The organism is Collinsella aerofaciens (assembly GCF_028209885.1).
GTDB lineage: Bacteria > Actinomycetota > Coriobacteriia > Coriobacteriales > Coriobacteriaceae > Collinsella > Collinsella aerofaciens_BA.
Genome location: NZ_JAQLEM010000013.1, coordinates 1 through 15,153 on the forward strand (window position 1 = coordinate 1; position 15,153 = coordinate 15,153).

Annotated in this window: 12 protein-coding genes; all 12 read right to left on the reverse strand. The window is 61.3% G+C overall.

Going from position 1 to position 15,153, the window contains the following annotated elements:
- Positions 1–184 precede the first annotated feature (184 nt).
- Positions 185–3,499, reverse strand: coding sequence for a carbamoyl-phosphate synthase large subunit (gene carB / locus PMX21_RS04670; RefSeq protein ID WP_271758375.1), 3,315 nt, complete (start codon positions 3,497–3,499; stop codon positions 185–187).
- Between the two features lie 98 nt (positions 3,500–3,597).
- Positions 3,598–5,103, reverse strand: a complete 1,506-nt coding sequence (carA, locus tag PMX21_RS04675) for a glutamine-hydrolyzing carbamoyl-phosphate synthase small subunit (RefSeq protein WP_271758377.1) — start codon at positions 5,101–5,103, stop codon at positions 3,598–3,600.
- A 207-nt stretch (positions 5,104–5,310) separates the two neighbouring features.
- Positions 5,311–6,276 (reverse strand): hypothetical protein, encoded by a 966-nt coding sequence (locus PMX21_RS04680; protein WP_006235822.1) that lies wholly within the window; start codon positions 6,274–6,276, stop codon positions 5,311–5,313.
- Positions 6,277–6,295: 19 nt separating this feature from the next.
- Positions 6,296–8,068: an ABC transporter ATP-binding protein gene (locus PMX21_RS04685; RefSeq protein ID WP_271758378.1), complete on the reverse strand. Its 1,773-nt coding sequence runs from the start codon at positions 8,066–8,068 to the stop codon at positions 6,296–6,298.
- A gap of 82 nt (positions 8,069–8,150) precedes the next feature.
- Positions 8,151–8,846: an NUDIX domain-containing protein gene (locus PMX21_RS04690; protein ID WP_271758380.1), complete on the reverse strand. Its 696-nt coding sequence runs from the start codon at positions 8,844–8,846 to the stop codon at positions 8,151–8,153.
- A gap of 21 nt (positions 8,847–8,867) precedes the next feature.
- A complete protein-coding gene (purD, locus tag PMX21_RS04695; protein ID WP_035136518.1) occupies positions 8,868–10,172 on the reverse strand; it encodes a phosphoribosylamine--glycine ligase in 1,305 nt (434 codons plus the stop codon).
- A gap of 118 nt (positions 10,173–10,290) precedes the next feature.
- Entirely contained in the window at positions 10,291–11,577 is a 1,287-nt protein-coding gene (locus tag PMX21_RS04700) for an adenylosuccinate synthase (protein WP_118260035.1), read from the reverse strand.
- Between the two features lie 93 nt (positions 11,578–11,670).
- Positions 11,671–13,068: a replicative DNA helicase gene (gene dnaB, locus PMX21_RS04705; protein ID WP_006235827.1), complete on the reverse strand. Its 1,398-nt coding sequence runs from the start codon at positions 13,066–13,068 to the stop codon at positions 11,671–11,673.
- Positions 13,069–13,286: 218 nt separating this feature from the next.
- Complete coding sequence (gene rplI, locus PMX21_RS04710) at positions 13,287–13,826, reverse strand: 50S ribosomal protein L9 (RefSeq protein ID WP_022094073.1); 540 nt, start codon at positions 13,824–13,826, stop codon at positions 13,287–13,289.
- Between the two features lie 15 nt (positions 13,827–13,841).
- Positions 13,842–14,108 (reverse strand): 30S ribosomal protein S18, encoded by a 267-nt coding sequence (gene rpsR, locus PMX21_RS04715; protein ID WP_006235829.1) that lies wholly within the window; start codon positions 14,106–14,108, stop codon positions 13,842–13,844.
- A gap of 72 nt (positions 14,109–14,180) precedes the next feature.
- On the reverse strand, positions 14,181–14,633 hold the full coding sequence (locus tag PMX21_RS04720; RefSeq protein WP_271758382.1) for a single-stranded DNA-binding protein: 453 nt from the start codon (positions 14,631–14,633) through the stop codon (positions 14,181–14,183).
- A gap of 48 nt (positions 14,634–14,681) precedes the next feature.
- Positions 14,682–14,975: a 30S ribosomal protein S6 gene (gene rpsF, locus PMX21_RS04725; RefSeq protein WP_006235831.1), complete on the reverse strand. Its 294-nt coding sequence runs from the start codon at positions 14,973–14,975 to the stop codon at positions 14,682–14,684.
- Positions 14,976–15,153 lie beyond the last annotated feature (178 nt).

Genomic DNA, 15,153 nt, shown 5'->3' on the forward strand with positions numbered 1-15,153 from the left:
TGATCCCACACTCACTTTTTATTCAGCCCTAGTCATCGCGCAAAGCCCCTTCGGCAGCACACGGTGCAACCAAGTCACCGCAGGCCGGGGCGGGAGGGGCCGAGTTTCCTCCTGAGCGACTCTGCTTGCAGCCGGAGCGAAAGGGGGAAATCTCGGCCCCTCCCGCCCCGGCCGGCCAGGTCAACTACACCGTGTACTGCGGCAGGTCCTGCAGGGCGATGACGTCCATGCCCATGTCGTTGGCGCTGCCGTGACCCTGCTCGTCCTCGCGCACGGCCTCGATGGCACTCACGTACGTGTTGGCCGCAGACATCGCCGTCACGCAGGTCACGCCACGACGGACGGCCTCGGTGCGTAGCAGGTAGCCATCGCCACGCGAGCCCGGGCCGTACGGCGTGTTGATGATTACCGCAATCTTGCCATCGGCGATGAGGTCACCAATGTTGGGACGCTCGCCGTCGTGCGGGCCGCTAATCTTTTCCACGACCTCGCAGGTCACGTTGCCGCCGCGCAGCACGCGCGCCGTACCCTCGGTGGAGCAGATATCAAAGCCCAGGTAGCGCAGGATACGCGCGACCGAAAGGATATGACGCTTGTCGCGGTCGCACACGCTGATGAACACCTTGCCGGCGCTCGGGTCGGGCAGCTTGTAGTCAATCGCCAGCTGCGTCTTGGCGTATGCCTCGGGATAGCTCTTGGCGATACCCATAACCTCGCCCGTCGACTTCATCTCGGGACCCAGGATAACGTCGGCGCCCGGGAAACGACCCCAGGGCATAACGGCTTCCTTCATGCAGAACCAGTCCAGCTGACGCTCGTCGCTCGGCAGGCCCAAGCTCGAGATGGAATCGCCCGCCATGATACGTGCGGCACACTTGGCGAGCGGCACGCCGGTGGCCTTGGAGATAAACGGCACAGTGCGGCTGGCACGCGGGTTGGCCTCGATCACGTAGACGGTCTCGCCCTTGATGGCGTACTGTACGTTGACCAGGCCGCGCACGCCCAGCGCCATCGCGATGCGGCGCGTGGTCTCGCGGAGCTTTGCCTGCAGGCTCTCGCTAAAGCTGAACGGCGGGATGCAGGTCGCAGAGTCGCCGGAGTGAATACCGGCCTCCTCGATATGCTCCAGGATACCGCCGATGTAGACCTCCTCGCCGTCGCACAGGGCGTCGACGTCGGACTCGATCGCACCCTCCAAGAAGCGATCCAGATACACCGGGTAGTCGGGGCTAATGCGTGCAGCCTCGGCCATATAATCGCGCAGATGCTCGGCATCGTAGGCGATCATCATGCCGCGGCCGCCCAGCACGTAGCTCGGACGCACCAGCAGCGGGTAGCCAATATGCGCGGCGACGGCCTCGGCCTCCTCAAACGAGGTTGCCTGGCCCGCCGGCGGATACATAATGCCCAGCTTGTCGAGCAGGGCGGCAAAGCGCTCGCGGTCCTCGGCAAAGTCGATGGCATCGGGCTTGGTGCCCATGATGTTCACGCCGCTTTCCTCGAGCATGCGCGCCAGCTTAAGCGGAGTCTGGCCGCCGAGCGTCACCACGACGCCGTCGGGTCGCTCAACATCGATGACATCCATGACGTCCTCGTAGGTGAGCGGCTCAAAGTACAGGCGGTCCGAGGTATCGTAGTCAGTCGAGACGGTCTCGGGGTTGCAGTTGACCATGATGGTCTCGAAGCCGCGGGCCGCCAGCGCGTAGCTCGCGTGCACGCAGCAGTAATCGAACTCGATACCCTGGCCAATGCGGTTGGGGCCGGCGCCCAGGATCATCGCCTTGGGCTTGTCCGCCGGCGTGGTCTCGTCGGGGGCAACGCACTTCTTGGCATCCGGGCTCGTGCGGTAGATGTTCTCGTACGTCTTGTAGTGGTACTCCGTGGCGCTCGAGAACTCCGCAGCGCAGGTATCGACCGTCTTCATGCTGGGAACCACACCCAGACCCTTGCGGTAGGCGCGCACAAAGCGCTCGTCCGAGCCGGTCAGCGCGGCAATCTCGGCGTCGCTCGTGCCGTACTGCTTGAGTAGGCGCATCGCGTCGGCGTCAATATCCTCCACACGCAGACCGCGGATGCTCTCCTGAACCTGCACCATATCGTTGATGCAGTTGAGGTACCACGGATCGATGCCGCAGATGGCATGGATGCGAGCGATGTCCCAGCCACGGCGCAGGGCCTCGACCACAAAGAAGATGCGGTGCTCGGTCGGCGTGGTCACGGCCTGAGCGAGATCATCGTCGCTCAGCTTGTCGGCACCTTCCTTGCCACCGGCACAAATGCCCTGATGCCCGTCCTCCAGCGAACGCATGGCCTTGCCGAAGGCCTCCTCAAAGGTGCGGCCGATCGCCATGATCTCGCCCACGGCCTTCATGCGCGTGGTAAGCGTGGGGTCGGTACCCTTGAACTTCTCGAAGGCAAAGCGCGGCACCTTGACCACGCAGTAGTCGATCGTGGGCTCAAAGCAGGCGGGCGTGGCCTTGGTGATGTCGTTGACGATCTCGTCGAGCGTATAGCCCACAGCCAGGCGCGCGGCGGCCTTGGCGATGGGGAAACCCGTGGCCTTGGAGGCTAGCGCGGACGAACGGCTCACGCGCGGGTTCATCTCGATGACGATCAAGCGACCGGTGTTGGGGTTCACGGCAAACTGCACGTTGGAGCCACCGGTCTCGACGCCGATCTTCTCCAGAATGGCGAGCGAGGCCACGCGCATGCGCTGATACTCAAGGTCGGAGAGCGTCTGCGCCGGCGCCACGGTGATGGAGTCGCCGGTATGCACGCCCATGGGGTCGAGATTCTCGATGGAGCACACGATGATGCCGTTGCCGGCGTGGTCACGCATGACCTCCATCTCATACTCTTTCCAGCCCTCGATGGATTCCTCGACCAGCACCTCGTGGGCGGGCGAAAGCTCCAGGCCCTGGCTCACGATGGAGACGAGCTCCTCGTGGGTGTGAGCGATGCCGCCGCCGGCGCCGCCGAGGGTAAAGCTCGGGCGCAGTACGCAGGGATAGCCCACGCGCTCGGCGATAGCCTCGGCGTCGGCCACGCTGTAGGCATAGCCCGAGCGCGCGACCTCCAGGCCAATCTCGGCCATGGCCTCGTTAAAGAGCTTGCGGTCCTCGCCGCGCTCGATAGCGGCCAGGTCGCAGCCAATCATCTCGACGCCATACTTGTCGAGCGTGCCGTCTTTCGCCAGCTCGACGGCGGCGTTCAGACCGGTCTGGCCGCCCAGCGTGGGAAGCAGCGCGTCCGGGCGCTCTTTCTTGATTACGCGCTCGATAAACTCGGCGGTGATAGGCTCAACATAGGTGCGGTCGGCCAAGCCCGGGTCGGTCATGATGGTCGCCGGGTTGGAATTGACCAGGATGACCTCAAAGCCATCCTCCTTGAGCACCTTGCAGGCCTGGGCGCCGGAGTAGTCGAACTCGCAGGCCTGGCCAATAACGATGGGGCCCGAACCAATAACGAGGATACGCTTGATGTCAGTACGTTTCGGCATGTTTAAAACCTCCTAGAGAGGCTGACTCAATGTTTTGGAAAAGTCAGCGAGGGTGCAGCTGGTGCATCAGGTTGCCGTGATGCGAGGGCGCGCTGGGCTTATGCCCGCGCGTCCGAAGCAGAACGGCAAGATGATGTGCCAGATGCAGCCGCAGCGTCGACCGGTCCGCCGTTCGGTAGAACGGCGGAACCCTCGTCGGCAAAATTCCAGCCGGCAAGGCGGTCCTTCGCGGTGTCGATGTCCAGGTAGTTCTCCTCGCCGTCCATGAGTCGCGTAAAGGCGGTAAAGAGATAGTGGGCATCGGTGGGGCCAGGCGAGGCCTCGGGGTGATACTGGACCGAGAAGCACGGGGCGTCGAGCAGCTGGATGCCCTCGGCGGTGCCGTCGTTGAGGTTCACATGTGTTAGGCGAATGCGGCCAAAGCGCTCGTTCATCACGACCGGCGCGATTCCGCGGCGCACCCAGACGCGCAGATCTCCATCGGCCGCATGCTCGGTCTCGCCGCCGGAAAGCTCGGGGACAAGCTTGCCCAAGCTGGGGAACAGCAGGCCAAAGCCATGGTTTTGCGCGGTGATCTCCACACGGCGGCTTACCAGGTTCATAACCGGCTGGTTGCCACCGCGGTGACCGAACTTAAGCTTTTCCATCTGGGCGCCGCAGGCCAGGCTGATCATCTGGTGACCAAGACAAATACCAAAGACCGGCACCTTGCCGATCAGCTGCTGCACCTGCTCGTAGGTCTCCACCACGGCGTCGGGGTCGCCGGGGCCATTGGACAAAAAGACGCCGTCGGGATTCATGTCGAGCACCTCACTCGCGGGCGTGTCCCACGGCACGACGGTAAGGTCGCAGCCGGCGCGGACCAGCCCCTCCAGAATGCCGCGCTTCACACCGCAGTCGTAGGCGACCACTTTGTGACGGGCAGGAGCGGCAGCCGAAAGCGCAAAGTCATGCGTGGCAGGCAGGTCGGCAGCCACAAACTCATGAGGCGCGGGACAACTTACGGTCTTGACCAGGTTCTCGCCTACCAGCGTGGGCGCTGCGGCCAGACGCTCGGCAAGCTCGTCGACGTCGAAGATCTCGGTCGAGATAATGCCCATCTTGGAACCATTGTCGCGCAGATGGCGCACCAGAGCGCGGGTGTCGACGCCCTCGATAGCGACGATGCCGTGGGCGCGCAGATACTCCGGCACGCTGACGGCCGAGCGCCAGTTAGAAGGCGTGGTGCACATGTCGCGAACGATCATGCCGCTCATAGCCGGAGCGCTCGCAGGGCGCACGGCGTCGCCGGGGAAGGCCGACTGGACGTCGGTCTCGTCGATACCGTAGTTGCCGATCTGCGGATAGGTCATGGTTACGATTTGGCCGGCATAACTCGGGTCGGTCATGACCTCAAAGTAGCCCTCGAGTGAGGTGTTGAAGCAGACTTCGCCGGTCGCGGTGCCCTCGGCGCCGCATGCACGTCCATAAAAAATGGTCCCATCCTCAAGATACAGGATGCAGGGACCGCAGGTGCCCTTGCTGGTTTTGGCCAGCATACGCTGGCAAAGCTCGCTGGGCGCGAAGGTGCGGGCGGCAGCGCCCGCGGTATGGTTGTTCGCCATAATTCTCCTTCCCGGTCTCACAGGACCGGCTTAAAGGTGTGTAGTTAGGCCTCGCGGTATTGTAACCGCAAGCATGCCTCATGGCGTTAATTTCATCGAAATGTTTACGAAATGATAATTATGACTTTCTATGCATAATGATTTCTCTGGGACGGGGATTAAAAAATCATCCCGCGGGGCTTGTGGCTCACGCGGGATGATGGCGTCTTACTTTTTCTTGTCCTGTTCCAGCAGTTCGGACGGTGTGCGATCGGGCTTGCCACCGCGGAAAATCTCGCGGCCATGCAGACGATGCTCCAGGTCACGTTCGGCCTTTTCCTCGTCAATCTTGGTCTGGCTAACCACCGGGTCCTCAATCAACGACGACACCGAGTTCACCTGCTTCTGAATGCGTTCGGCGATGGTGTCATCCATACTCACGATGCGCATCTTCCAGTCGATACTCGTGGCGTTGGATGAGCTCTTGGTCCACACGAACGTCAAAATGGCGCTCTGGTGGCCCCGCGCGGGGAACATGCCAAAGAAGGAATCGTGCTGAATGTTGCTATCCTCGTCGATATAGGCGTGAACGTTATACACCACGCGGTCGATCTTATCGTTGAGCAGCGCGTTGGTCGCAAGCGCCGCGGCCTGGATCTGCCCGTTGGACAGCAGCTCGAGCTCGTTGGCAGACGATGTGTCCAACACCGTCACCTCGACCGTGCCCGTGCGTTCATCGGCTTCATCGACGGTAAAGTCGAGCGGAAACTGCGTAAAGCCGTTGCCCCACTCAAGGCCGCCCTTCAGCGCCGTCGAAACGGTATCGACCGAAACGCTCTCGGACAGGTTGGCGGTATTCAGGCGACGCATCACGCCGTAGCCAATCTGCATGCCCACGATCAGCACCAAGATGCCGATAACCACGGCCATGGCAGTCTTCGTAATGGTATGGCTCACCTGCGAACCCGAAGGATCGTCCTCGGACAGCGGGTCGATATGTTTTGCCTGGCTCGCGCGGTCCTCGCTGCGCAGCTGCGCTAGCGCCGCTTTGTCACCGCGCTTGGCCGCAGCCTCCTTCTCACGCATGCGCTCGGTACGCTTTTTGGCGAGCGTGGGATCCAAGACGCCGGATGCATCGATTTCGGAGAATAACTCCGTCACTTCTTCCGGAGTCAAAGGGTTCTTGTCAGCCATAAACTTCCTGTCATATCAATCAGTCGAGCTCGTGCGCACGCGCACCTTCGAACTGCATTCGATAGTAACGGGCATAGGTGCCGCCACGGGCGAGAAGCTCCTCGTGCGTGCCACGCTCCACAACGCGACCATGCTCAACGGTCGCAATCTCATCGGCATGCTTAATGGTCGAAAGACGGTGGGCGATGATAATCGTGGTGCGGCCGCGTGCCAGCTCTTCGAGTGACTCCTGCACCGCCTCCTCGCTCTCGTTATCCAAAGCACTCGTCGCCTCGTCCAAAATCAGGATCTTGGGGTTCTTGAGAAACACGCGCGCGATGGCAACGCGCTGCTTCTGTCCGCCCGAAAGACGGCTGCCGCGCTCGCCCACCACGGTGTCGTAGCCCTGCGGAAGCGACTCGATAAAGGCATCGATGTTGGCGCGACGGGCGGCCTCGGCGATCTCTTCTGCCGTAGCGCCCGGCTTGCCGTAGGCGATGTTCTCGCCAATCGTGCCGTCAAACAGATAGACATCCTGCTGCACCAGGCCGATGGCGCGGCGCAGGCTCTGCTGCGTCACATCGCGCACGTCCCGACCGTCGATGCTAATGGATCCGGTAGCCACGTCATAAAAGCGCGGCAGCAGCGAACAGGTCGTGGACTTGCCGCCGCCCGAAGGGCCAACCAAAGCGATGGTCTGCCCGGGCTTGATGGACAGGTCCATATGGTCGATAACGGGACGCTCGTCGGCATAGCCCTCGCCCAGCTCGACATCCTCGTAGTTAAAGCACACGTCGTGATACTCCACGGCGCCAGCAGTCACCTGCAGATCCGTAGCGCCCGGCTTGTCCTGGATATCCGGCGCGGTCGAGAGCACCTCGTCCATACGTTTAAAGCCGGCGATAGCCTTCTGATACGTTTCGGCCGAATTGACGAGCGTCTCAAGCGGCGTGCAGAACAGCGAAATATAGAGTGCAAAGGTCGCCATATCGACCGCCTGCAGCTGTCCCTTGGCGACCAGCCAGCCGCCCAGCAGCACCACGATCACATAGAGCACACCCGAGAGCAGGCCATACGTCGCGGTATAGACGCCCATGGCGTGATACATGTTCTCCTTGGACAAAAGGTAGCGGTCGTTAGAGGCACGGAACTTGGCACGCTCGGTCTCCTCGTTGGCAAAGCTCTTGACCACGCGCATGCCCGCCAGAGAATCCTGCAGCTGTGCATTAATGCCGCTGATCTTCTTGCGGTTGTCGCTAAAGACCTCGCGCATGCGCATGTTCTGCCAAAACATGACGACCGCAAACGCCGCCGTCACCACGGCCATGGCAAGCGCCAGCACCGGAGCGATGGTAAAGAGGATCACAAACGAGCCGATAATCTCGATACCGCAGATGATGATCCACTCGGGTACGTGATGCGCCGCCTCGCAGATATCGAACAGGTCGTTGACCACGCGGCTCATCATGTCACCCGAGCTGTTGCGGTCGAAGTACGCAAAGCTAAAGCGCTCATACTGGTCGAACAGGTCCTCGCGCATTTTGGACTCCATGCGCGCGCCCATCACGTGGCCCCAATAGCTCACAAAGTAGCGGCAGCCGCAGCGGACGGCATACATCAGCACCAAGCCCACCGCGATCATGCCGAGCGCCTGCATAATGGCAGCCTGACCCTGAGTAAATAGCCCACCGGTCAAATTACGCAGAATAATAGGAAAAGCAAGGTCAATGGCGGCAAGCACCAGAGCACAAACAGTATCAGCAACAAAAAGCCCCATCTGGGGCTCGTAATACGAAAGAAACCTCTTCAGCATGTGATCCTCAAAGAAATATCAGCAACGTAAGGCCCTGGGACAAAGCAATCAGTAGTACTTGTCCCAGGGCTATCCCCACTCGTTAAAGCTCCGTGCCCCCAAGGCGGTGTGCGATGCTGTCGCAGGCCAAGGCGCCCACGACGGTCTTGGCGTCTTCGATCTTGCCGTCGAGTACGGCGTCGATCAGCTCATGCAGCGGCACCAGGTCCACGTTGACAAACTCGTCATCATCGGGGTTGGGCGCATCAAACTCGAGCTTGGTAGCCAAGTAGATGTGGATAATCTCATCGCAAAAACCACAGGACGTGACAATCGACGTCAAAAAGCGAATGCGACCAGCCCTAAAGCCCGTCTCCTCATGCAGCTCGCGCTTGGCGCAATCGAGCGGGTCCTCGCCTGGATCGAGCTTGCCGGCGGGAATCTCGACCGTCACGCGGTCGATGGCGGTGCGGTACTGACGCACCAGTACGATCTTGCCGCTCTCGGTCAGTGCCACAACGGCCGCCGCACCCGGATGGCGAACGATATCGCGGGCGCCGCGGTGACCGTTGGGCAGCTCAACCTCAAGACGGTGGACGTCGAGGATCTTGCCCTTCCAGGCGCACTCCTCCGAAAGAATCTTCTCGTGCAGCTCGGCATCGTGTGGGTCGTCATCGCCCAGCACCAGCGCCGGCTCGTCAGCGACCTCGCCACCAGGCTCGCCCTCGGCGTGCCCATACATGCGGCTGTCCTCTTCGACAATCTGCGCGTCCACGAGCTCTTCGTTCTTCTCGACCATCCGTCTCATTCCTCTCGGATTTTAGGCATCCCAAGCGTCGCGGCCGCGCAGCGCGCGCAGGCCGATGTCGTGACGCAGGGTCTTGCCCTCAAAATCAATCTTCTCGCAGGCCTCGTAAGCAAGGTTGCGAGCGTTCTCGAACGTGTCGCCCAGAGCGGTCACGGCAAGCACGCGACCACCATTGGTCACGAGCTGACCGTCCACCACGGCAGTGCCCGCGTGGTACACGGTCACGTTCTCCATGGCCTCGGCATCGGCGATACCGGTGATGACCTTGCCCTTCTCGTAGCTGCCGGGATAGCCCGCGCTCGTCAGGACAACGGCCACGGCCCACTCGTCACGCCAGTCGAGCTCAATCTGGTCGAGCTCGCAGTTGGCACAAGCCAGCATGACCTCGACCAGGTCGTTCTTAAGGCGCGGCAGCACGACCTGCGTCTCGGGGTCGCCAAAGCGGGCATTGAACTCCAGCACCTTGGGGCCGGCAGGCGTGAGCATAAAGCCGCCGTACAGGCAGCCGCGGTAGTCGATACCCTCGGCAGCGAGCTCGGCCACGGTCTGCTCCATGACCTTCACCATGGTGGCGTGCTCCTCGTCAGTCACGATGGGCACCGGGCTGTAGACACCCATGCCGCCGGTGTTGGGGCCCTTGTCGCCCTCGAGCGCGCGCTTGTGGTCCTGCGAGGTGGCCATGGGGCGCACGGTCTTGCCGTCGGTAAAGGCCAGCAGCGAGCACTCGGGGCCGGTCAGCATCTCCTCGATAACCACGGTGTTGCCGGCATCGCCAAAGGTGCCGCCAAAGCACTCGCGTACGGCTTCCTCGGCCTGCTCAAGTTCGGTCGCCACGATAACGCCCTTGCCCGCGGCAAGGCCGTCGGCCTTGACGACCAGCGGGGCGCCCTGCTCGCGCACGTAGGCGAGAGCCGAAGCCTCGTCGGTAAACGAACCATAGGCTGCCGTCGGAATGCCCGCACGCTCCATGAGCTGCTTGGAGAACAGCTTAGAGCCCTCCATCTGGGCGCCCTCGGCACCCGGGCCAAAGCAGGGAATACCCGCCGCGCGCACGGCGTCGGCCACGCCCGCCACGAGCGGAGCCTCGGGGCCAATTACCACGAGTCCGCATCCGTGGCTCTGAGCAAACGCCGCCACGGCCGCAGGATCGCAGTCGTCGAGAACAACGTTCTCGCCACAGCTCGCGGTGCCGCCGTTGCCCGGCGCGATGTAGAGCTTGCCGGCGCGCGGTGATGCCGCGAGCTTAGCTGCCAAAGCATGCTCACGGCCGCCGCTGCCCAACAACAGGATGTCGATGGTTTGAGTGTCCGCCTTCAAGGGTGCCTCCTCTATGGATTAACGGCTCGCTCCGCGCGAGCCCTTTGCAAGCAAATATACCCCTCGGCCGCCCGCTTGGGCTGCAAAGGGGTATATCGCAATAACCAAATAGTCCCGATTACTTCCAGAATCGGTTGATGATCTGCTCGCGACCAGCGCCAACGCCAATGAACGTCACGCGGGTGTGTGCCAGATCCTCGATAAACGCCACGTAGTCCTGAGCCTCCTGCGGCAGCTCGTCAAAGCTGCGGCAACCGGTGATGTCGCACTTCCAGCCAGGGAGCTCCTCGTAGATGGGCTTGGCATGCTCAAAGCGCACCTGATGCTCGGGCACGCTCGTGTAACGCTCGCCATCGACGTCGTAGGCCACGCACACCTTGATGGTGTCGAAGGCCGAAAGCACGTCGAGCTTGGTCACGGCGATGTCGGTGAGGCCGTTGACGCGCGAGGCATAGTTGGCGATAGGACCGTCAAACCAGCCGCAACGACGACGGCGACCGGTGGTCACGCCGTACTCATAGCCCTCCTCGGTCAGCGTGTGGCCGGCCTCGGACTCATAGGAAAGCTCGGTGGGCATGGGGCCCGAACCGACGCGGGTGATATAGGCCTTCATGACGCCCAGTACGCGGTCGACGTTCTTCATACCGACGCCGGAGCCGGTGATGGCGCCGCCGGCGGTGCAGTTGGAAGACGTCACGTACGGATAGGTACCGTGGTCGATGTCGAGCAGCGTCGCCTGGGCGCCCTCAAACAGCAGGTCCTTGCCCTCGTCAATCATGTTGTTGAGCAGCAGGCTCGTCTCGGTGATGTAGGGACGCAGGCGCTCGGCCATCGGCAGGTACTCGTCGCAAATCTGGTCCACGGTGTAGGTGGGCAGGTTGTAGATGAGCTCGAGCTCGGGGTTCACGCGGGCGAGAGCGGTCTCCAGCTTGTCGCGGAACAGCGTCTCGTCCAGCATGTCCTGCATGCGCAGACCAATGCGGGCCATCTTGTCCTGATAGCACGGACCGATACCGCGCTTGGTGGTACCGATGTTCTTCTTGCCGAGCTTCTGCTCAAAGGCGCCATCCAGATCGATGTGGTACGGCATGATGACATGCGCGTTGCCGCTAATCTTGAGGTTCTTGGTGGTGATGCCGTCGGCCTCGAACATGTCGATCTCCTCAAGGACAACCTTGGGGTTGACGACGCAGCCGTTACCGATCACCGACACGTGGTCGGAATACATGATGCCGGAGGGCACCTGGTGCAGGCCGTACTTCTTGCCGTTGACGACGATGGTGTGACCGGCGTTGTTGCCGCCCGAGTAGCGCACGACGGCATCGAAGTCGCCGGCGACCAGGTCGCAAATCTTACCCTTGCCCTCATCGCCCCACTGGGCACCGACCAAAACGGTTGACGGCATGTTTACTCCTTACATTCATGGCCTGTCTACGCGCCACGCCGGCACGCAGAAGCACAAAACATTCCCAGTATACCCGTGCAACGGGCGCCTGTCCTACTCCTCGGCATGTGCCCCATCAAGCTCATAGAACTTGGTGGATGCCGGCAGGAACATCAGGTCGACGTCGCCGATCGGGCCCGAACGGTTCTTGGCCACGACGATACGCGTAACGCCCTCGTCGGGTCGATCGTCGCGCGAGGCCTCGGCCTCGTCGGCGGAGCGGTCCAAGAACATAACGATATCGGCGTCCTGCTCGATGGAGCCCGATTCACGAAGGTCGGAAAGCTGCGGGCGCTTGCCGGTACGGGATTCGACCTGACGCGAGAGCTGCGACAGCGCGATGAGCGGGATCTTGAGCTCCTTGGCCATGATCTTCAGACCACGCGACATCTCCGAAACCTCGACGGTACGGCTCTCGGAGCGGCGTCCCGGCGGAGGACTCACCAGCTGCAGGTAGTCCAGGATGATGATTGCCTTCTCCTTGTTATGGAGCATACGGCGGCTCTTGGCGCGAATCTCGGTCACTGTGGTGCCGGGCGTATCGTCAATCAGAATATCGAGCTTGGACAAGGTCTGCGTGGCCTCGTTGATATTGGCCCACTGTTCGGGGCTAATACGGCCCATGCGGAAGTCACTGATCGAGATCATGGCGTAGGCGCAAATCAGACGCTGGGCAATTTCCTTGCCCGACATCTCCAGAGAGAAGAAGCCGACGGTATAACCGGCAGCGGCAGCGTTGAGCGCCAGATTCAGAGCGAACGACGTCTTACCCACGGCAGGACGGGCGCCGATGATGATGAGCTGACCCTCACGGAAACCCATGAGCATGCGGTCGAGCGACGGGAAGCCCGTGGGCACGCCCGCAGCCTGGCCACCGGCCTGGCACACTTCCTCGGCCTCGTTATAGGCCTCGACCATAAACTCGGTCAACGTCTTGTAGCTCGACTTGACCTCGCGTGCCGTGACCTTGAGCAGCTTGCTCTCGGCCAGCTCGACAACCTCTTTGGTGTCGGTGGGGGCGTTATATGCCAGCGCGTTGATCTCGTTGGTGGCGCCGATCAGCTCACGCAGCATCGAGTCGCGACGCACGATGGCGGCATGGTGCTGCCAGTTGACGAGCGACAGGGTCTGACCCATCAACTCCAAAATGTACGCTTCGCCGCCCACGGCATCGAGCTTGTTGATGCTTCGCAGGTAATCGATCAGCGAGATGGAGTCGATGGGAATGCGGCTGTTGTACATATCGACCATCGCGGTATAGATGGTCTTATGAATGGGCCGGTAGAAGTCATCGGGCTGCAGCTCGACCTGGGCCTCTTCGACCACCTCGGGCGATAGCAGCATAGCGGCCAGTACATTGGCCTCTGCATCTTGGTTTTGGGGAAGACCCAACTTTGAGCCGCGGTCCTCGACCGTCAGCCCGGTCTCCCTATCGTCATATGCCATGAGCATCCTCATTCATATCGCTTGCGAGCATCCATAGTATCAGCCACGATCCCAAAACGCGCCGCGCGCCGCCAATCATCACCGAACCAAACGGATAAACGGTCCTGTATATAGGACTTCGACGCAACGTTCACCATGACACTCACTCAGCGCAAAAAACAAAAGGGCGCCCTGGTCTCCCAGAGCGCCCTTCTTAGAACAAGATTGTTGCGTTGCAGCAAATGCTACTCGGCAGCAGCCTCAGTCTCGACCTCGGCGGTCTCGGCCTCGGCGACCTCAGCGGCCTCCTCGACCTCAGCCTCGGCAGCGAGCTCCTCGGCGGTAACGCCGACGAGAACGACAACCTCGGCCTTGATCTCGCGGTACAGCGAGATGGCAACGGTGTGGGCACCGGCAACCTTGATGGGCTTACCGAGCTCGACGCGCTTGCGGTCGATGTCCATACCGAGCTGAGCCTTAATGGCATCAGCGATCATAGCGGCGGTAACGGAGCCAAAGAGGATGCCCTCGTCGCCGACCTTGACGTCAACGGTGACCGTCTTGCCCTCGAAGGCAGCCTTGGTCTCGTTGGCGGTAGCCAGACGGACGGCCTCGCGCTTGGCGATGTTGTTGCGACGCTCGTCAAGCTGCTTGAGGTTGCCCTTGGTGGCGGCAACAGCGAGCTTCTTGGGGAACAGGAAGTTCTCAGCGTAACCCTGAGCGACCTCTACGACGTCACCCTCGCCGCCCTTGCCCTTGATCTCATCGAGAAGAATAACCTTCATGATGCGTCTCCCTTCTTAGCCGCGGTCGCGGTTGCCACGAGAGGAAACCACGGGGACGGTGTACGGCAGGAGAGCCATCTCGCGGGCGCGCTTGATGGCGTTGGCGATGTCATGCTGATGCTGCGTGCAAGCGCCAGTGACGCGACGGGGCTTGATCTTGCCACGGTCGGTCATGTACTTACGGAGAAGCTGAGTGTCCTTATAGTCAATGAACTCAGTGTTCTCCTTGCAGAACTGGCAGTACTTACGACGCGGCTGACGTGCAGAAAAATCATTAGCCATGTCAAAATACCTTTCATTTGGCAACTTCGGCGAACCGAAGCCGCCTCTCACTCAAAAATAGGTGAACAACCCCTAGAACGGGATGTCCTCATCGTAGACGTCGACCGCGGGCGGCGTAGCCACCGGTGCGGCAGGACGTGCTGCGGGCGCGGGAGCTGCGGGGGCGTAACCGCCCTGATCGTAGCCACCCTGGCCACCACGGGAGCTCATAAACTCGATCTCATCGACGATGACCTCAAGCTTGCTCCTGCGCTGACCGTCGCGCTCCCAAGAGCTGTAGCGCAGCTTGCCCTCGATCGCGACCTTGTTTCCCTTTACCAGGAAACGGCTCACGGCCTCGGCGCGGGTGCCGAACATGGTGCAGTCGACAAAGTTGGGATAGTCCTCCCACTCGCCAGTCTGCGCGTTGCGGCGACGATCGTTCACGGCGACGCCAAAGGACAGAACCTGGGTTCCGCCGGCGGTGGCGCGCAGCTCGGGATCGCGGGTGAGGTTACCGGTGATGTTCACTCGATTGATGCTCATAACTCACTACTTCCTCTTGGGGCACAAGCCCAGTCCAAAACGACAGTCTTACTCCTGGTCGTCGCGACGGACGATCATGTGGCGGACCACAGCGTCGGTGATGCGCAGGACGCGATCAAGCTCGGCGATCTGGGTAGGATCTGCGTGGAAGTTGATGAGGGTGTAGTCACCATCGGTGAGGTCGTTGATCTCGTAGGCGAGCTTGCGCTTGCCCCACTCGTCAACGGAGTCGACCTTGCCAGCGCCCTCAGCGATCGTGGTATCGATACGCTTCATAACAGCGAGACGAGTCTCGGGGTCGAGCGACGGGTCAACAAAGAACAGCAGTTCATAAGCCTTCATATTGTCACCTCCTCTGGGCAAATGTGGCTTCAGGTCGTGAAGGTGCGCCTGAAGCAGGAAAAGACTTGGTAATAATATCTTTCAACCTCCTAGGCTGCAAGAATATGCAGCTACAACCTCATGACCTCCACATATGCCCATACTCGTACGACGTTTCATGCGCATTCCAACCAAATGC

Coding starts and splice junctions, on each gene's coding strand:
- dnaB (WP_006235827.1), bottom strand. CDS start 13,068: ATGCTCATGGCATATGACGATAGGGAGACCGGGCTGACGGTCGAGGAC.
- carA (WP_271758377.1), bottom strand. CDS start 5,103: ATGGCGAACAACCATACCGCGGGCGCTGCCGCCCGCACCTTCGCGCCC.
- PMX21_RS04700 (WP_118260035.1), bottom strand. CDS start 11,577: ATGCCGTCAACCGTTTTGGTCGGTGCCCAGTGGGGCGATGAGGGCAAG.
- rplI (WP_022094073.1), bottom strand. CDS start 13,826: ATGAAGGTTATTCTTCTCGATGAGATCAAGGGCAAGGGCGGCGAGGGT.
- PMX21_RS04685 (WP_271758378.1), bottom strand. CDS start 8,068: ATGCTGAAGAGGTTTCTTTCGTATTACGAGCCCCAGATGGGGCTTTTT.
- carB (WP_271758375.1), bottom strand. CDS start 3,499: ATGCCGAAACGTACTGACATCAAGCGTATCCTCGTTATTGGTTCGGGC.
- PMX21_RS04680 (WP_006235822.1), bottom strand. CDS start 6,276: ATGGCTGACAAGAACCCTTTGACTCCGGAAGAAGTGACGGAGTTATTC.
- rpsF (WP_006235831.1), bottom strand. CDS start 14,975: ATGAAGGCTTATGAACTGCTGTTCTTTGTTGACCCGTCGCTCGACCCC.
- PMX21_RS04690 (WP_271758380.1), bottom strand. CDS start 8,846: ATGGTCGAGAAGAACGAAGAGCTCGTGGACGCGCAGATTGTCGAAGAG.
- PMX21_RS04720 (WP_271758382.1), bottom strand. CDS start 14,633: ATGAGCATCAATCGAGTGAACATCACCGGTAACCTCACCCGCGATCCC.
- rpsR (WP_006235829.1), bottom strand. CDS start 14,108: ATGGCTAATGATTTTTCTGCACGTCAGCCGCGTCGTAAGTACTGCCAG.